This is a genomic window from Rhodococcus sp. MALMAid1271 (genome assembly GCF_049195265.1).
Classification (GTDB): Bacteria; Actinomycetota; Actinomycetes; order Mycobacteriales; family Mycobacteriaceae; genus Rhodococcoides.
The window spans coordinates 176,108-194,730 of record NZ_JBMIRQ010000108.1; the positions used below are offsets into that span (position 1 = coordinate 176,108).

At 65.3% G+C, this 18,623-nt stretch carries 15 protein-coding genes; 9 read left to right on the plus strand and 6 right to left on the minus strand.

Features of this window, described 5'->3' with window-relative positions:
- Window positions 1-5: 5 nt before the first annotated feature.
- A complete protein-coding gene (locus ACOQFP_RS18715) occupies window positions 6-1,103 on the minus strand; it encodes a DUF475 domain-containing protein (RefSeq protein ID WP_421585158.1) in 1,098 nt (365 codons plus the stop codon).
- Between the two features lie 91 nt (window positions 1,104-1,194).
- Window positions 1,195-1,770, minus strand: coding sequence for a TerD family protein (locus ACOQFP_RS18720; RefSeq protein WP_206486972.1), 576 nt, complete (start codon window positions 1,768-1,770; stop codon window positions 1,195-1,197).
- 220 nt (window positions 1,771-1,990) lie between these two features.
- Here ACOQFP_RS18720 and ACOQFP_RS18725 point away from each other — a divergent pair, with 220 nt between their 5' ends.
- From ACOQFP_RS18725 to ACOQFP_RS18765, 9 genes are all read left to right on the plus strand, one after another.
- Complete coding sequence (locus tag ACOQFP_RS18725; protein WP_421585309.1) at window positions 1,991-3,076, plus strand: hypothetical protein; 1,086 nt, start codon at window positions 1,991-1,993, stop codon at window positions 3,074-3,076.
- A gap of 24 nt (window positions 3,077-3,100) precedes the next feature.
- On the plus strand, window positions 3,101-4,249 hold the full coding sequence (locus tag ACOQFP_RS18730) for an HpcH/HpaI aldolase/citrate lyase family protein (protein ID WP_421585310.1): 1,149 nt from the start codon (window positions 3,101-3,103) through the stop codon (window positions 4,247-4,249).
- Window positions 4,246-6,579, plus strand: a complete 2,334-nt coding sequence (locus ACOQFP_RS18735) for a phosphoribosyltransferase (RefSeq protein ID WP_421585159.1) — start codon at window positions 4,246-4,248, stop codon at window positions 6,577-6,579. The genes ACOQFP_RS18730 and ACOQFP_RS18735 overlap by 4 nt, the downstream gene beginning before the upstream one ends.
- Window positions 6,576-7,379 (plus strand): HAD family hydrolase, encoded by an 804-nt coding sequence (locus tag ACOQFP_RS18740; RefSeq protein ID WP_421585160.1) that lies wholly within the window; start codon window positions 6,576-6,578, stop codon window positions 7,377-7,379. Before ACOQFP_RS18735 ends, ACOQFP_RS18740 begins: the two co-directional genes overlap by 4 nt.
- Window positions 7,380-7,418: 39 nt before the next feature.
- The gene (locus ACOQFP_RS18745; protein WP_421585161.1) at window positions 7,419-8,792 is read left to right on the plus strand and encodes a WXG100 family type VII secretion target; all 1,374 of its coding nucleotides are present in this window, start codon (window positions 7,419-7,421) and stop codon (window positions 8,790-8,792) included.
- Between the two features lie 2 nt (window positions 8,793-8,794).
- Window positions 8,795-9,541: an ESX secretion-associated protein EspG gene (locus ACOQFP_RS18750; RefSeq protein ID WP_421585162.1), complete on the plus strand. Its 747-nt coding sequence runs from the start codon at window positions 8,795-8,797 to the stop codon at window positions 9,539-9,541.
- Window positions 9,542-9,626: 85 nt separating this feature from the next.
- Window positions 9,627-10,226, plus strand: a complete 600-nt coding sequence (locus ACOQFP_RS18755) for a hypothetical protein (RefSeq protein WP_421585163.1) — start codon at window positions 9,627-9,629, stop codon at window positions 10,224-10,226.
- On the plus strand, window positions 10,226-10,453 hold the full coding sequence (locus ACOQFP_RS18760) for a helix-turn-helix domain-containing protein (protein WP_421585164.1): 228 nt from the start codon (window positions 10,226-10,228) through the stop codon (window positions 10,451-10,453). Before ACOQFP_RS18755 ends, ACOQFP_RS18760 begins: the two co-directional genes overlap by 1 nt.
- 90 nt (window positions 10,454-10,543) lie before the next feature.
- A complete protein-coding gene (locus tag ACOQFP_RS18765) occupies window positions 10,544-11,773 on the plus strand; it encodes a TerD family protein (RefSeq protein ID WP_421585165.1) in 1,230 nt (409 codons plus the stop codon).
- On the opposite strand, the gene ACOQFP_RS18770 is transcribed toward ACOQFP_RS18765, so the two are convergent.
- From ACOQFP_RS18770 to ACOQFP_RS18785, 4 genes are all read right to left on the minus strand, one after another.
- Complete coding sequence (locus tag ACOQFP_RS18770) at window positions 11,748-13,211, minus strand: glycosyltransferase family 87 protein (protein WP_341244195.1); 1,464 nt, start codon at window positions 13,209-13,211, stop codon at window positions 11,748-11,750. The genes ACOQFP_RS18765 and ACOQFP_RS18770 overlap by 26 nt on opposite strands.
- Window positions 13,212-13,324: 113 nt before the next feature.
- A complete protein-coding gene (locus ACOQFP_RS18775) occupies window positions 13,325-15,919 on the minus strand; it encodes a transglycosylase domain-containing protein (protein WP_421585311.1) in 2,595 nt (864 codons plus the stop codon).
- 234 nt (window positions 15,920-16,153) lie between these two features.
- Window positions 16,154-16,585 carry a DUF5318 domain-containing protein gene (locus tag ACOQFP_RS18780; protein ID WP_206486843.1) on the minus strand — a complete coding sequence of 144 codons (432 nt, stop codon included), beginning with the start codon at window positions 16,583-16,585 and terminating at the stop codon, window positions 16,154-16,156.
- A 409-nt stretch (window positions 16,586-16,994) separates the two neighbouring features.
- Window positions 16,995-18,527, minus strand: a complete 1,533-nt coding sequence (locus ACOQFP_RS18785) for a class I adenylate-forming enzyme family protein (protein WP_421585166.1) — start codon at window positions 18,525-18,527, stop codon at window positions 16,995-16,997.
- Between the last annotated feature and the right edge of the window lie 96 nt (window positions 18,528-18,623).

An 18,623-nucleotide genomic window follows, 5' to 3' on the forward strand; every position in this document is an offset into this window, starting at 1 on the left:
TCGGGTCAGACGGTCATTTCGGTCTCCACACCCCGCTCTTCGAGGCGCTTGTTTCGCCGGAGACTGCTCAGGAATGCCGCTCCGATGAACAAGATGCCGACGAAACCGGTGATCAGCTCGTTGATGTGCACTCCGATCGAGACCAGCAGAATGACCGACAACGCGCCGATCGCCCAGTGCGCCCCGTGTTCGAGGTAGACGTAATCGGACAACGTTCCCTTGCGCACCAGGAAGACCGTGATCGACCGGACGAACATCGCCCCGATGAAGCCGAGACCGAGCGCGATGATGATCGGGTCCGCCGTGATTGCGAATGCCCCGATGACGCCGTCGAACGAGAACGACGCGTCGAGCACCTCGAGGTAGAGGAACAGGAAGAAGCCTGCCTTACCGGTCGCCTTGGCGAGATCGCTCGGACCGCCGGAGGGTTCTTCGCCTTCTTCCTCGATGTGGAAGAGCTCGCCGAGCCCGTTGACGGCGATGTAGGTGATCATGCCGAGCACGCCGGACACCATCACCGTGGAGATCTTGTCGTCGGCGGCGAGGAATTCCGCGCTGAGTACCAGCAGCAGACCTGCCACGACCACCGAGAGCTGATCGAGCTTGCCGATCCGTGCAAGCGGCTTCTCGAGCCAGCTGAGCCAGGTGATCTCTCGGTCCTCGAAGATGAACCCGAGGAACAGCATCAGCAGGAACATGCCTCCGAATGCCGCGATCTGTGGATGCGCGTCGGTCAGCAACGTCTCGTAGCTCGGATCACCGTTGGGGAAGTAGGCAGCGCCGTCCGCAGGAGGATTGAGCGCGAGGTCGATGGCCGCGACGGGCCCCTTGCCTGACGCGGCCCAGACGATGACGAGCGGGAACAGCAGGCGCATGCCGAACACGGCGATGACGATGCCGATGGTGAGAAATATCTTCTGCCAGAACTCGCTCATGCGGCGGAGCACTGTGGCGTTGATGACGGCGTTGTCGAAGGACAGAGACACTTCGAGGACACCCAGTATGAGAACGAGGATCATTGCCTCGAGCCCGCCGTACAGGAACGCAACGATGACGGCGACGATGGTGACCGCGATCGACCATCCGAAGATCTTCACAACCACAGACGTGGCCCTTCTCGAGACAGATACGGAAAAACCCCCGCCCATCATGAATGACGAGGCGGGGGTATCCCCAATCTTGAGAACGTCTTTACTAGACGTTGACTCCGAAGTCGCGAGCGATTCCGGCGAGGCCCGATGCGTAGCCCTGGCCGACGGCGCGGAACTTCCACTCTGCGCCGTTGCGGTACAGCTCGCCGAAGACCATGGCGGTCTCGGTCGATGCGTCCTCGCTGAGGTCGTAGCGAGCGAGTTCGGAGTTGTCGGCCTGGTTGACCACGCGGATGAACGCGTTGCGGACCTGACCGAACGACTGCGAACGTGCGTCCGCATCGTAGATCGACACGGGAAACACGATGGTCTCGATCTCCGGCGGCACGGCAGCGAGATCGACCTTGATCGCCTCGTCGTCACCGTCGCCCTCACCGGTCAGGTTGTCGCCTGTGTGCTCGATGGAGCCATCGGGGGACTTGAGGTTGTTGAAGAACACGAAGTGCGTGTCGCTCAGAGCCTTCTTCGTCGAATTCAGGGCGATGGCGCTGGCATCGAGATCGAAGTCGGTACCGGTCGTCGTGCGGATGTCCCACCCGAGTCCTACCGTGACCGCGGTCAGGTTCGGAGCTGCCTTGGTGAGCGAGACATTGCCACCCTTGCTGAGGCTGACGCCCATGGAGAGGTCCTTTCGCAAATGGTTTCCCGTTACGGCTACAACCGTAGTGGGAATGTCCGGTTTCTGGACGTACTCGACCAACGAGCGCGGCATCGCCAGGGTTCCCGCCAGTACTATCGAGCAGGTGACAAGTCGCTGGCCTGGGGTGTTCCGCCGGGGTGCCGAATCGGACGCCGCCGCGCGTCGTTCCCAGGACAACGCCGTCGCTGCTTTTCTCGATATGGACAAGCGTCAATCGATCGCCTCCGCAGGCGTCGAGGCCTCGACGGCACTGCGCCCGGGCGATCGACTCGCGTCGCAGTGGACCCAGACCGAAAAGCAATGTTTCGACGCCGGGGCGACGTATCTCGCCGCTGTCGATCAGTACGACGGAATCACCACCGCTGCCGCCAGATCGGCCTTCGATCGCGCAACCGCGCAGCTACACGACGCCAGCGTGGCCGTCGATAGGTTCTACGACGCCCATCGTCAGAGCCTCGAGCATGCGTCCGCTCAATTCGCCGCAACACCGCGCCTGGTCCAGGACGCGCTCGGCGAGGCCGATGCCGCCCGATCCACCGTCGACGAGCAATACGCAGGCTATCCGTCACTCCGCCGGGCGTGGCACGAACTCGACGCAGCCACAACGACATTGCAGAACGACCAACGCGATCCCCTGCGCGCCCGTGAGCATGCTGCCCTGGTCCGTGAACGCGCTGCGACGCTGCGCGCCGCCGTGGAGTCGGCCCCGGGAAAGCTCCGCGAAGCCCACACAGCGCTGTCCTCGGTGCGCACCAGAATGCAAGCCGTGCGAACGCGATCGGAGGGTATCGCGCCCGCCTTCTCGGCTTTGCTCCGCGAGTTCAATGCCAAGAGCTCGGCGGATCTGTCGCACAACGAACGATCGAGTGCTCGCCACATCGAGCAGGCCGACGAGGATCTGCGGGCGGCGCGCTCGGCCCTCGACGCGGGAAACCCCGAGCAAGCACTGGAGTTGGTGGGCCAGGCGCGCAGTCACCTCGGCGACGCCGAACACTTGGTCGACGCGGTCACCGACCGAGTTCGGCTGCTCCGCGCAGTGAAGGCAGATCCGAAAGAGACCGAGAACAAGGTGCGGTTCACGCTCCGGGACGCGCAACAACTCGCGGTCAATCGGGGTCTGGTTGCCGAATGGGGCTCGGTGTTGGATGCTCAGCTCGCCCGGATCGACAGGGCGGGCAGCGCTTTGACCGGTGCCCACCCCGACTACTGGTCATACTTGCAGGATCTCGATGCCATCTCGGACTTCATCGCAGGCGTGATCGAACGCATGCGCAGCTCGCACTGACTCACAAACACACAAAGGACAGTGGTGCAACACTTTCGCCATCTCGACGCAGACACCCGTGAACGAGTGTTCTTCCTGCAGCCGGAAGACATCGAGACGAGCGACGAAAACAACGTTCTGGCAACAGCTCTCGGCGCAACACTGTACATCCCAGCGACCCGACCCGATCTGACCGCGACGGTGAACAAACGAACCGACGAGGGGGTGCGATCGGTCGTCGTCGATCTCGAAGACGCTGTGGCAGACGGCGATGTGGATGCGGCATTGGCCAACACCGTACAAACTCTCAATGAACTCTCGGGTTCGAGATCGCTCGTGTTCGTGCGGGCCCGCACGGCCGCCCACATCCGCGCCATCTGCGCGGGACTCGACCCCGGTGCGAACGGGCTCAACGGATTCGTGGTGCCGAAATTCACCGCAGCCGGCGGAGGCGAGTTCCTCGAAGAGATCGTCTCGGCATCGCGCCGACACGGCACCCGGCTGTTCGCGATGCCGGTCCTCGAATCGCCCGAGGTGGTGCACCGCGAGACGCGCGACGCAGAGCTGATCGCCATCCGCGAACTACTCGGCAACTACCACGACACCGTGCTCGCAGTACGTATCGGAGCCACCGACATGTGCGCGACCTTCGGCATCCGCCGAGACCGCGATCTGACGATCTACGACGTCCGCGTCGTCGCCGACGCCATCAGCGCGATCGTCAACCACCTCGGCCGCTACGACGGTTCCGGGTACATCATCACCGGACCGGTATGGGAGTACTTCGCAGACCACGAACGCATGTTTCGTCCACTGCTGCGGCAAACTCCGTTCGCCGATCAGGACGCGGTGCGCTTCCGTCAGCAGCTGGTGAGCAGTGACCTCGACGCACTACTGCGTGAAGTTGCCCTCGACCGCGCCAACGGCATCCAAGGCAAGACCGTCATCCACCCCTCGCACGTCCCCGCCGTGCATGCACTGTCTGCCGTGACACACGAGGAGTACCACGACGCTCTCGATATATTGTCCTCCGACCAGGGCGGCGTGCAGGCGTCCGGGTACCGCAACAAGATGAACGAGCTGGGACCCCACCGCAATTGGGCCAAGCAGACACTGGTCCGCGCCAGGGCGTTCGGCGTCACCAACGAAGGAATCACGTTCGTGGATCTATTGACTGCGCTGGCACAGCGATGACCGACAATCCGGCCGACGGTGTCGTCTTGACCGACACCGGCTCGTCGTCCTCCTGGACGGCCACACAGTTGGTTCGACCCGGCCTGCGCCGCAATCCCCGCCGCGCGCACCTACTGGTATCGACAGTGCTCGGCAAACACATACCCGTCGACCCCGATGTCGTCCTCTCGGCAGGACAGGAACTGGCGGCCCTCGTCGCGAACGCGGTGGACGGCTCCGACGTCGACGTACTCGGATTCGCCGAGACGGCAACAGGATTGGGGCACACCGTTGCGGCTGCGCTGGGGGCACGCTGCTATCTGCACTCCACGCGGCGCACAGTCCCGGGGATGACCGTGTACGGCCAGTTCCAGGAAGGCCACTCTCACGCCACCGATCACCTCCTGATGCCCACCTCGCCCGATCTCCTCGGCGGCCACCTGCCGTTGATTCTGGTGGACGACGAGATCTCCACTGGAGCTACAGCGCTCGATGCGCTGCGGCAGATCCACTCTTCGGCCGACCGCACGCACTACGTCATCGCGTCCCTGGTCGACATGCGCACCGCCGAGCACCTCGATGCCGCCGAGTCGGTGGCCACCGAGCTCGGTATCCGGATCGACAATGTGAGTCTTGCGCAGGGATCGGTGCAGCTCGCTGCCGGCCTGACGGAGACGGTACTCGGCCTTCCCGATCCGAGGTTCAATCCCCGTGCAGCACAACCGGGTTCTGTTGAACGAGTCGATGCACGATGGCCTGCGGCTCTGCCCGACGGCGGCCGCCACGGCTTTCTGCGTTCGGATTCTGCCGGTTTCGACGCGGCGATCGACGCCGTCGCCGCAACCGTCGATTCCGCTCTCGAAGCATCGGGTCCCGTGGTGGTCGTCGGTCACGAGGAACTGATGTATCTGCCGTTGAGGCTGGCTGCGGCCCTGCAGAACCTGGGCCACCCCGCACTGTTCCAGACCACCACCAGGTCGCCCACCTACGTCCTCGACGTGCCGGGCTATCCGCTGCGGCGCGGTTTCGAGTTCACCGCACCCGAGGACGAATCGGCAGTGCGGTACCTCTACAACGCATCCGCACCGAACGACGCGACACTGGTTCTGGTCGCCGATGCCCCCGCCGACACCGATGCTCTCGCAGCAGCCGCCGAAACGTTCGCCGCGTCGGGCACCGACGTTCTGACGGTCGTCGTATCCGGTGCCGACCCGGCGGCGCTCGAGATCGCTCGGCGCGCGCGTCCACTGCGGGGTCCCGAATTCGGTTCTTATGCACCCGATGAAGTCACCTGGTTGCTCAAAGATCTCTCGGCGGTATCGCTCGAGGCCGATATCGACGAGCGTGAGAAGGCGATTCAGGCCGGCACAGCGCACTACGCGGAGTCACTGCCGGTCGAGTATCAACCGGATCTCGCCTACCGTGAACTGTTCGAGAAAGTACTGCAGGAGAGCGCGTCACGGCTGGCGGTCGCGGTCGGAACCGTCACCGAGATCGTCCTGGCCGAGCGCGGACACGACATCGCACTCGCATCGTTGGCCCGCGCAGGCACACCAGTGGGAATCCTGATGCGCCGCTGGGCATCGGCCGCCCATGGCCTCGAGATCCCGCATTACGCAGTCTCGATCGTTCGCGACAGAGGTATCGACAGTGTGGCGCTGCGGTATCTCGCCGAGCATCACGACCCGCGCTCGGTGGTGTTCGTCGATGGCTGGACCGGAAAGGGCGCGATAGCTCGTGAACTCACCGCAGCCTTGCGAGACTTTCCGGAAGCGGAATTCGACGACGATCTGGCCGTACTGGCAGATCCGGGCAACTGTGCTCGCACGTACGGCACCCGAGACGACTTTCTGATCGCGTCGGCATGCCTGAACTCGACGGTCTCGGGGCTGGTGTCGCGAACCGTGCTCAACGACAGTCTGATTCGCCCCGGCGACTTTCACGGCGCGAAGTACTACGCCGACCTCGCTCCCGCCGACGTCTCCCGCCACCTGCTCGATACCGTCGCCGCACGTTTCGACAACGTGCGCGGGGACGTCGATGCCTCGGTGGCCGCAGTGCGCGGCTCCGACCGAACCCCCACCTGGTCCGGCTGGGCGTCGGTGGAGAAAGTCCGCCGTGAGTACGGCATCTCGCACGTCAACTTCGTCAAACCCGGGGTCGGTGAAACCACCCGGGTGCTGCTTCGGCGCGTTCCGTGGCGGGTGCTGGTGCGCGACGGGGATGCGCCCGAACACGAACACATCAGAATGCTCGCTGCGGCCAGGGGGGTGCCGGTGGACGTGGTACCCGACCTCGCCTACTCGTGCATGGGACTGATCAAGAACGTCTCCGACGGGCATGCGTCGTGAACACTCAGATTGCCGTCGACCTCGACCGCACGATGATCTACTCCGAGGGCGCACTGGGGGTGTCGCTGGACGAGACGTTCGAGTGCGTGGAGATGTACGAGGGAAAGCCGTTGTCGTACATGAGCGCTCGATCCGTCTCGCTACTACGCGAGCTGACCGAGACCGCAGCCGTCGTACCGACCACGACGCGCACCATCGAGCAGTTCCAGCGCATCTCACTACCAGGAGCCCCGTGGCGCTACGCCATTACCAGCAACGGTGGCAACATCCTCGTCGATGGCATTCCGGATACCCGGTGGCGCAATGGTTTCGATGTCGATCTGGCCGGTGTCGGTGCCGAGCTGAGATCGCGAATTTCCGAGGAATGGGTCCTCAAGTACCGCGAGGCGGACGGACTGTTCTGCTACCTGGTGGTGAACACGGCCGCCGTGCCGAAGAACTTCGTCACCGAATGGTCGCAGTGGTGCGCCGCCCACGGCTGGAACGTCTCGCAGCAGGGTCGCAAGATCTACACGATGCCCAACGCTGTGTGCAAGAGCGCTGCGGTGGCCGAGGTTCGCGCCAGGCTGATCCAGGACGGCACCCTCGACACCGAGGCTCATCTGCTCGCCGCCGGTGACGGAGCCCTCGACGCCGAGATGCTCATCGCCGCCGACGCAGCGATCCGGCCACGACACGGCGAGCTCGAACTCATCCGATTCGCCCGCCCCTGGTTGACGGTCACCGATACTTCCGGCGTCCGGGCCGGCGAGGAGATACTCGAGTGGTTGCGGAACCGAACCGCCGTGCGCCGCGTCTAACTTGTCGTCGGGGAGACAGACGCAGGGCAAGGGGTGGGTATGGCGGATCCGTACGAGGAACTTCAACAGCAGGTACAGGCCATCATCGAACACGGTCCTGAGGCCGGGTTCGGTCCCGAGGCCGTCAACTCGTTGATCGAGAACACGTTCTCCAAGAAGAACGGTTCGTACGGCTACGCGGGCGAGTACGAGCCGAACGAGGTGGTGGTCACCGAGCCGTTCGAGGTGATGAAGCACGCGGACATCATCGCGAAGGTCAACACACTGGCGTCCGAGTCGATCTCGACGTCCTCGCAGAACTGGAACGACCTGGCCGCAGCAGCCGCCGAGGGATCCGAGAGCTTCAGAACCGGAATCGAATCCGCGTTCGATGCCGGGTGGTCGGGGCCCACCGCCACCGCCGTTCAGGCCGGGGTGGCCGACTACACGTCCTCGGCGACCGCGCTGTCCACCGCGATGACGATGATCAGCAACAAACTCCTCGAAGCGCATGCAGGATTCACCCAGACCAGGGCGGCAGTACCGCCGATCGTGGACTTCGGTCTCGGTGCCGACATGCTCGCCTCGACGTTTCCGAGCGGGCTGCCGTTCGCCGACGCTGTCAAGGAGATAGCGCGCCTGCACGACGAGCAGGAAGAGCAGGCGCGACTGGTCATGCGCTCGGTGTACGTGCCGGGGGTCTTGCAATCCGATGCGCGGGTTCCGGTGCTGCCGGCCGCACACAACCCCGTCAGCGACGGCGGCGGTTCCGTCACGAATTCGGGACTCGGTAGCGGCGGGACCTCAGGTCTCGGTGGGGCCGGCGCGCCGGGCGGTGCATCCGATCCGGCCTCGGAGGCGGCAGCCGCACAGACGCAGCCCGGTGGCCCGGACCACGCCGGAACCGGGCAGGCCGATGCACGATCAGGCAGCTCCGGCTCGGGTGGATCCGGCGTGTCGCCGGACGCCGACGGTGCCGGTGCGACCCGCGCGGCCTCGGTATCCGGGCCCGGATACGCCAGCGGTGGTACCGGTACGGGATCCGGAAGTGGCCACGGTGGGTCCGGCACCGGCGGTTTGGGCTACGGCGGTGCCGGTTCGGCGGGTGGGTCGGGTTACGGCGCGGGCTCGGCCGGTGGATCGGGCGGCGGTTCCGGCGCGGCCTACGGCGGGTCTGTTCTCGGACCACCGATCGGCGGCAACGGGACGACCGGGGGCGGCGGCCTCGGCGGCGGTGCTGCTGCCGCGTCGACTGCAGGACGTGCGGGTGCGCACGGTTTGCCGGGGATGGGCGGCGTCGGCGCAGGAGGGGCTCGCGGAGCAGGCGACAACGACGGTGAACATGCCACCCCCGGCTATCTGGTCGATGTGAGCAACGGCAGCGAACTGATCGGCGAGCTGCCGCTCGTCGCACCACCGGTGTTGGGCGGCTGAGGATGACGAGCTGGACCATGGCCGGAATCGACTTCATGCTGCTGTGCAGTCGATTCGGTCGAGACAGACTGCCGTATCCCCTCGTCGTTGCCATCGATGTCGATACCGAGGACCAACACCAACGCGTACGTCGGGAGGCGTCGGCGAGGATCGATGCGCTGATGGACGACGACCTCGGTGCGGCGATGCGCACGCTCGTCGACCCGATAGCGCGAATCGAATGTCGAGGTGACGCACGTGATCCGCGCTACCGGGCCATCCGCGCCCATGCTGCGGTCCGGCACGACATGGCGGTGGTACTGATACAGGAGCCCGGTCCCGACGCGACGTCCGGCGGGGCGGTCACGATCGAGTTGACCGATCCGTCCCTCGCGCCCGCACGTGTCCTCGCGTCCATGCCTGCCGACACGGCGGGGAACCTACCGGCGACACGACTCGAACGTGCCGGTACGCCGGCACTATCGGGTGGATCTCACCTGTCCACCGCGACGCGAGGAGCAACGGAGTCCGAAAAGTTCCGAACCTTCTTCGAGCGCCCCCGGTCGGCGGTGGGGGAGATCATCGTTGCGCGCGGTAAGACCTACGACAACCGACGCGACACCGATGCCGTCGCGTTCTTCTGGATGGACTTCGAAAGAGACGGCCGGTACATCGTCTACTCCGAGGATTCCATCGACATCCTGCCCGCCGATACTGCCGGTCTCGCATCGGAGATCGGTCAGCACATGGCGGTCGCGCTCCGCAGGTGAGGATGGATCGCCGGTTGACACCATATCGATTTTCGATATCCTATCGATATTCGTTGTTATCGACTATCGATATGGAGGCGGCGGGATGGGACACGGGCTGGGCTCTGCACGAGCCAACGCATGGTTGATGGCATATTTCGCGGTGATCGCCGCAGTGTGGTCCGGGATCCGACTGTGGCGATACCACTCGTCGGACTACGTCATGGCCACGGTGGTGCCGCTGGAGAACACCCCGCCCCGAGAGCTTTTCGGGGGACAGTTGAAGCCAGGCAACGTCATCGAACTCAGTGTCGCCAAGAGCGATGTCCACAGACTCATCGGGATGATCGACTTCATGAGGTACGGCGAGATCATCTCCGGCGGAATCCTCCTTCTGGTGGGAATCTTCTTCGCGCACCGATTCTTCCGAAACGTCATCGAGGAGACCCCGTTCAGCACAAGTGCCAGTATCGATCTGGCCGTCGTTGCCCTCTGCCTGGTTCTGTACCCGGTGGTCACCGGAGGCCTCCGAGTGATGAGTACCAACGCCATCCAGGGCGCGCTGGAGACGACCGAGCTCACCGACACGGCACGCAGTCTCGGATCCTTCTGGCTGGCCGTCATCGTTGCGATAGTTCTCCAGTTCGTCTATGCAGTTCTCCGTCAAGGCTCGAAGCTTGCTCGCGACGCCGACGGGCTGGTCTGATGGCGGATGAGTTCGTCGACCACCTCGTGGTCTGCCATCTAGGAGCCATTCTCGATGCCCGCGGCATGACGCTGGCCGAGCTTTCGCGTCTCGCCGGCGTCAGCGTCGTCAACCTGTCGGTACTCAAGAACGACCGGGCCAAGGCCATCCGGTTCTCGACGCTCACAGCGGTATGCCGCGCCCTCGGGTGTTCGCCGGGCGAGCTGTTCACACTGCGCCAGATCTGACCGGCCTCGACCGCGCGGCCGCCCAGCCGGACAAATCGAACAAGTACATTGGATGACGGTAACCAGCACTTCGAGAGAGAGTCCATCACATTGTCTGCTCCGGCCGGTCAACCGTTGTCCAAGGGCCAGAACGGCCCCCTCACCGCCGGTGACGTCCTCGTCTCCATCGCGCTGGCTGCACCCGCGGACCTGTCTGCGCTGCTGGTCACCGCCGCCGGCAAGGTACGCACGGATGCCGACTTCGTGTTCTTCAACCAGCCCACCGGCCCCGGCGTGCGACTCGAGCCCGCCCAGGGTGGACCGGCTCGGCTGGCCGTCTCCCTCGCCGCCGTCCCCGCCGATATCGAGCAGATCCGTGCGGTGATCACCCTCGACGACGCGTCGAGCAACTTCGGTCGATCCGCAGCTCCCGTCGCGCGAATCAGCGACACTGCAGGAAATGTGTTGTACGAGTACACGATCGACGGATTGTCCTCGGAGTCCATCGTGATCGCGCTCGAGATCTACCGCCGGCAGGGCAGCTGGAAGGTCCGAGCCGTCGGGCAGGGTTATGCAGGCGGATTCGCCGCACTGGTGACCGATCACGGCGTGTCCGTGGACGATGCACCGGCTGCCGCGCCGACGCCGCCCCCGGCTGCGCCGGCAATGCCACCGGCTGCGCCGGCAACCCCGCCCCCACCTCCCGCCCCGTCCGTACGCACCGAGGCACCCGAGGTCAGTCTCACCAAGTCCAAGCCCGTCAGCCTCACCAAGGGCCAGAAGGTCACCCTCCGCAAGGACGGCGGCGTGGCGTTGACGGTCATTCGCATGGGACTGGGCTGGGACCCGGTGACCACACCGAAAAGGGGTGGACTGTTCGGCGGCGGCGGCCGGGCGACGAACATCGACTTGGACGCGTCGGCGATCATGCTGGCCGATCGCAGCGTCAACGACGTCGTCTACTACGGGCAGCTCAAAGCCAAAGACGGTTCGATTCTGCACCAGGGCGACAACCTCACCGGTGAGGGCGAGGGCGATGACGAGGTGATCGTGGTCGACCTGACGCGAGTGCCACAGCACGTCACCGGCATCATCTTCACGGTCACCTCGTACCGCGGGCAGACGTTCGAACAGGTGGACAACGCATTCTGCCGGTTGGTGGACAACACCACCAACACCGAACTGGCCCGCTTCACCCTCCAAGGCGGAATGCCCTTCACCGGCTTGGTGATGGCCAAGGTGTATCGCCAGGGCAGTGAATGGAAGCTGCAGGCCATCGGCGACGGCATTCAGGCCAAGCACGCCGGTGAAGCCGTCAAACAGCTCGGCCGCTATATGTGACCTTGCGGGCCGGGGCCTTTCGAGCCGGGGCCCGATCTGCAGCGCCGTCGAGTACGCCACCGAGCGGATCGACGGCGCTGCCGTTTCGAATGAGATCCTCGGACGGGCGATAGATCTGCCGAACAATCAACGCGCACAACCCGATCACGGCGATATCGCGCAACACGACGGCCGCGGTGAACCACTGCTCGGGCACGCCCTTGTTCTCCACCCCCAGGTAGTAGTACATCCGCGGAAACCAGACGAACGCGTCGATTGCCATCCACGCCAACAGGATTCGGCGGTGCGGAAGTGCAAGCACGGCCAGCGGAACCAACCACAGCGAGTACTGCGGACTCCACACCTTGTTGGTGAGCAAGAATCCGGCCACCACCAGGAACACCAATTGCGCCAGGCGTGGCCGCGTCGGAGCCGTCGTGCCGATGTACGCGATCACCGCACACACGATGGCGAACAGCACCAGCGTCACGGCATTGAGGATCAACGGCTTGTCGCCGGGGTAGAGCGGACCGTCGAAGCCTGACCAACCGGTGAACGACGAGACGACGTTGTACAGCGAATCCGGGTCGGCACCACGCTCGGAGTTGAGCCTGAAGAACTCGTACCAACCCGACGGATAGAGCAGGGCGAGAGGAAGATTGACCGCCAGCCAGGCTCCGAGCGCACCACCTGCTGTGAGCCCCCACTCCCGCATCCGGCCGGTGCGCCAGCACAGCACCAACAGCGGTCCGAGGAACAACAGGGGGTAGAGCTTGGTGGCACCGCCGAGGCCGATCAGCACACCGGCGAGCACCGGCCGTTTCTTGGCCCACGCCAGCAGTCCGGTAAGCGCGAATGCTGTTGCGAGGGCATCGAAATTAGTGAAACCGTGCACGATCACCAACGGTGATGCTGCCACCAGGGCCGCATCCCAGATTCGGCGTCCGGCAGCTATCGCCGTCGCCCAGACGGTGACCAACCAGGCCACCGCCAACCCAAGGGCGACCACATTGAAGTAGACGACGACGGGCAGCGCCTGCGGTAGGAAACTCACCGAGTTCCACATCTTGCCGACCACCATCGAGCCGTACTGGTACAGACCCGCGAGCACCGGGTATTCCATGTAGCGAACCTGGCTCGACCCATCGGCCTTGGTCTCTTCCCAGGACTTCTTGTACGGGAATGCACCTTGATCGAGTCTTTCGGCACCGTAGAGCGGCACGGTGTCCGAGTAGCACATCGCCACGTACTGGCGGCTGCCGCTCCAGTCCAAGCCCAGCTCACCGTTGGCCCCGACCGGTGCCTGTTGAATGCACGCGGCTTTCGCGAACCAACCGAAGCTCAGGAAGATCACCGCAAGCAACAAGATCACTCGCAGCGCCGTGAACCAGCGCTGCCGTCCGATCAACGCGTGCCGTCCGACCGGACCACCGATGACCGAGGACAGTTCCCCGGTCATCGGATCGGTCCGGCTGGGGGCATCGCGATCCGCTGCGCCTGCCGTGTCGAGGCGACCAGGGCTCGCCAGCGCGCGACCTGTGCGCTCGGGTTCGGTCGTCACCGGTGAAGTCGCTACTGGCCGGGTGTCGCCGGTTCAGGCGCTGCCGGTGCTGGAGCTGGCGCCGGCTCGGCCGGAGCCAATCCCGGAAGTGGAATGGTGACTCCGGGCAGAATCTCGACCTGACGCGGGGTGATGACGACCGGCGGTGAGATCTCCGTCGGAATCGGCAGGGTTATCGGCGGCGGAGCGGTGGTCGGGGCCACCGTTGCAGTCGGTGCGGGCGCGGTGTACTGCGGCACGCCTGCCTGACCGGCGATGGCCTCGGGCGTCGGGAAGCTCTCGTTCGAGGTGCCTTGCAGCGCCCCGTCCATCGTCGCCTTCCAGATGTCCGACGGTATGCCGGATCCGTAGATCTGCCCGCCGTAGCTGTTCTCCAGCGCCACGCCCTGTTCGGTGCCGACCCAGACGGCCGTGGACAGCGACGGCGTGTAGCCGACCATCCAGGCGTCCTTGTTCTCGCCGGTATCGCCGAGCTGCGCGGTACCGGTCTTGGCCGCGGACTGGCGGCCGCCTGCGAGGTTGTGACCGTTGGAGTATCCCGCGATCGGACGCATCGCCGAGGTCACGTTGTCTGCGACTGCGGCCGAGACCACCTGCTGGCCCGCATCGGGCGCTCGATCGAGCAGCACAGTGCCGTCGGCGGTGACGACTTTCTGCACGAAGTGCGGTGCGTGATAGACCCCGGACGCCGCGAGCGTCGCATAGGCCGAGGCCATGTCGATGACGCGGGACTGGTACTGGCCGAGCACGATTCCGTAGTTCGGGCCGGCGTTGTCGGGCTCGGTGAGAGTGGGCCCGACCCCCGGGATCTCCTCCGGGATACCGAGCTTGTGCGCCATGTCCGCGATGGCCTGCGGACCATCGTCCATGCCGAGCATCATGCGGTAGAAGCTCGTGTTGAGCGAGCGCTTGAGTGCCTCGGCGATGGTGCAGGTGCCGCAGGACTCGCCTTCGACGTTGCTGATCTGGATGCCGTTGACGTCGAGCGGGGAGCTGTCGTACATCTTCGACAGCGGAATGCCCTGATCGAGCGCAGCGGCCAGCCCGAACACCTTGAACGACGATCCGGTCTGGAGGCCGGACTGCGCGAAGTCGAATCCACGCCCGTCCGCTCCGCCGTAGTACGAACGGACCGCGCCGGTACGCGGATCGATCGACACCGAGGCCGTCCGCAGATCCGAGGGCTCACCTTCGAGACTGTTGTTCACGGCATCGACGGCCGCGGCCTGAGCCTTCGGGTCGATGGTGGTGGTGATCTGCAGCCCCTCGGTGTTGAGGTCCTGATCGCTGACCCCGACCGCCGAGAGCTCCTTGAGCACCTGGGACTTGATCAGGCCGTTGGGGCCGGCATCGTCGGCATCTCCCGAGTCGATCTGCGAGGTGGGAATCCAGGCCGGGTACTGCATCGTGGCGCGCTGGGCGGGATCGAGAGTGCCCTGCGACACCATGCCGTCGAGCACGTAGTCCCACCGGGCCCGCGCACCGGTCGGATTGTTCTCGGGATCCAAACCGGAGGGCTGCTGGATGGTCGCAGCGAGAACTGCACCCTCCTCGATCGAGAGCTGATCGACGGACTTTCCGAAATACGCTTTCGACGCGGCAGCGATGCCGTAGGCACCGCGACCGAAGTAGATGGTGTTGAGGTAGGCCGCCAGGATGTCGTCCTTGGACCACTGCCGCGCCATCTTCGAGGAGATGACGAGCTCGCGCATCTTTCGCGTCAGGGTCCGATCGGTACCGACCAGTGCGTTCTTCACGTACTGCTGGGTGATGGTCGAGCCGCCACCTGCGCTGTCACGTCCGAGCATGTTGTCGCGCAGGGCTCGGCCGAATCCGGTGACCGAGAATCCGGGATTGGAATAGAAGTCACGGTCCTCGGCCGAGAGCACCGCATCGCGCACGTGCACAGGAATCTGGTCGATCGTCACGTCGGTCCTGTTGCCCTCGGGGGGTACGACCTTGCCGAGCACAGTCGAACCGTCGGACGCGAAGATCGTCGCAACCTGGTTCGTTCTGAGGTCACCCGGCCGCGGGACGTCCACCAACGTGTACGCCACCATGAATCCCAGAATCGGCACGATCATGCCCAGGGCGATGAACGCGTAGAGCGTGCGTCGGACGACCCGCCACTTGGACCTCTTCTTCGTATTCGCGGCGGTACCTCTCTCGGGTGGCTCGGGCGGTTCACTGCCCGAGTAGCTGACTGATGGATCGTTCGGTTCGTCCGGTGGTGGCACAGAGCCGGACCGAGTGACACCCGACGCGGCCGCAGTCCGTGCTGCGGGCGTGATCGGCGGCTCGCCGTAGCGGCGTTCGCCGTAGGGGCGGTCGGCGACGGGACGTCCGGTGGCCGGATCCACCGGGGGTCTGCCCTGTGGTGGTCTGCCCTGTGTGGGTCGACCCTGCGGCGGCATCGGCCGCTGACCGGGAGGAGGTCCAGGGCGTTGGCCGGGGGGAGGTCCAGGGCGTTGGCCGGGCGGAGGCCCAGGACGCTGACCAGGGGGAGGTCCAGGGCGTTGGCCGGGAGGGGGACCCGGCCGTTGGCCCGGGGGAGGGCCGGGTCGCTGCCCGGGGGGCGGCATCGGCGGACGGCCCTGCGGCGGCATCGGTCGCTGACCAGGAGGAGGCCCTGGACGCTGACCGGGCGGGGGGCCGGGCCGACGCCCGGGGGGATCGGAGTGTCGACTGCCACGTGGAGTCTCGGGTACGTCGGGACGCCGTCCGGAGTCGCTACGGCCAGGTTCGTTGCTACCCGGGTTGTCGTCGTAGGAACTCACGTACAAATCTCCAGTAATTTCGGCGGCCGCGTCTCACGCGAGGGCATCAGAAGAGCGATTGTGTCATTCACTCGCGGTTCGACGGTTCGGTTGGCGGGAACCCGATCGGGAACGACGGGGTTGCTTCGGTGCGGGGACGGCCCCGAGGACATACGACTGGACGAGATGGTTCCAGCTGCACGAGCGGCAGACCTCGACCACATGGACCGAGAACTCCTCCTGGGTCGACGCGAGACGGACCAGTTCGTCGGCCGTTCTCGCTGACCCGGACAGCGGACCGAGCTTCTCCCCGAAAACCCAAGAAACCAGGGTGAGCTGCTCTTTGCGACAGATGGGGCACACCAGATCGCTACCGCGTCCGTGGAACTTGGCAGCGCGGAGCAGATAGGGGTCTGCATCGCAGACCGCTGCGACGCCGGTCCTACCGGAGTAGACCTCGGCCAGCAGCGACCGACGCTGAAGGGCGTAGTCCACCACCTGTCGCTGAAGTCGCACGAGAACCAGAGTACGTGCGCCCCTTTCGGCGGGACTCTGCGAACCCCCGCCTCGCGGGCGAAGGCGGTCCGTTTCGACACCGGGAAACTGACCTTCACCTGCGCCGACGTGGTCTTCCCCTCGACACGGGCGAGAGACACAAATCGCACGCCGGCCGCACTGCGGGCTCGGTCTCGAACACTCTCGGCTCGGCTGCAGGAGGTGCAGTCGGCAACTACCACGGACCGATCAAGCGATGACCGCACAGCTCGGGGCCCCGTACGAGCCGCCGATCTACTCGGCAGGCAACCGACCACAGAGCACGTTCGTGTTCGGACTGCCGACGAAGGTCATCGCCTCCAACGGCCGAACCCTCTACGAGAGAGAACAACTGAGCAATGCATCGGCTTTCGAACCAATCGAGTCCGGCTCAACGCGGCAACTCGCTCCAGGCATCCGAACGGCGGAGTTCGGCCTTGAGTAGCTTTCCACCCGCATTACGCGGAAGGGGCTGCGCCAGGATCCGCACGAACTGAGGCACTTTGTAGTCGGCGAGCACCGTTCGACAGTGCGCGATCACGTCGTCGAGCACTATGTGACCACTGTCCGCATACAGAACTGCGCCCACTTTCTCGCCCATGACCTCGTCGGGCACCGCGATGGCTGCCGCGTCCGCGACCCCGGGTGCGCTCAGCAAAGCGGCCTCGACTTCGAGGCTGGAGATGTTCTCGCCGCCCCGAATGATGATGTCCTTGTTCCGATCGATGATGTGCACGCGTCCCGCCTCGTCGACCCGCACGACGTCTCCGGTATGCAGCCAGCCGTCGACAAAGGTCTCGCGGTTGGCCTCGGGACGGTTCCAGTAGCCGGCGGTCACGTTGGCACCTCGGGCGACCAGCTCACCGGTCATCGGGTCGTCGTCGCTCAGCGGGATCACGCCGAGTTCGATCGAGGGCACCGCGTAGCCGATCGAGTCGGCGTGCTCGATCGAATCCTCGTGCGGCAGGACCGTCATCAGCGAGGCCGACTCGGTCATCCCGTAGCCGTTGAAAACCCTGGCATCGGGGAATCCTCGCTGGATCTGGGCGACCAGGGCCGGAGCAACCGGAGCGCCGCCATAGCCCACCCATCGGACGCGGGAAACATCGGTGGCGGCAAAGTTCGGGTTGCGCAGGATCAGCGCGTAGATCGCCGGCACCGACACCATGAAGGTGATCTGCTCGGTGACGAGCGTGTCGAGGAGCAGGCTCTGATCGAACGTCGGCAGGATCACCGCGGTGCCACCGACATAGAGGGCGGCGAGCAGCTGCGTGTTGCACCCGGTGACGTGGAAGAGTGGCACCGAGATCAGCGTCCGCATCTCCGCGCCGGAGTCGGCCGGGATACCGATGCAGCGAGAGACGTTGACGGCGTTGGTGAGAAAGGCCGCATGGGTCGTCGGCACGGCCTTGGGGTGCCCGGTTGTTCCCGAGGTGTAGAAGAAGGCCGCGACGTCGTTGTTCCCCAGGCTTTCTTCCACGTGGGCAGGCCCATCGGGCAGCGACGAGTCGGCCGCGAGATCGAGCTTCACCCCGGCGTCCTCGAGCATGAAGGCCGTCTCCGGCTCCGAGGAGCGGATGTTGGTCGCGACGACGATTGCGCCGGCCATCAGCGTTCCCCAGAACGCGAGCACCCAGTTGGTCCCAGCGGGGTAGCGGACGCCGACCCGGTCCCCCCGCGTGATCCCTGCGTGGCGCAGGCCACCGGCGACGCGGGACGCACGGTCCCACAGCTGGCTGTAGGTCATTCGCTCGCCGCCGATCTCCGCGACCGCCTCCACGTCGGGGGTCTGCTCGGCCCGCGTCCTGAGCAGCTCGACCAGCGAGGCGGGCAGCGCGTCGTAATACGGCCCCGACTGGTCGGTGCTGACGCCGTGGCGGACGAATGGGTTGTGCGTGCGGGGGATCTCGATGATCGCGGTCATGGACGGGTTCCTCTCGGCTGTGGTCGACGGGAGTCGTACGACAAGTTCACGGCCGAGGACCCACGGCGGTCTGCCTGCCGAGCGCACTGCACTGTC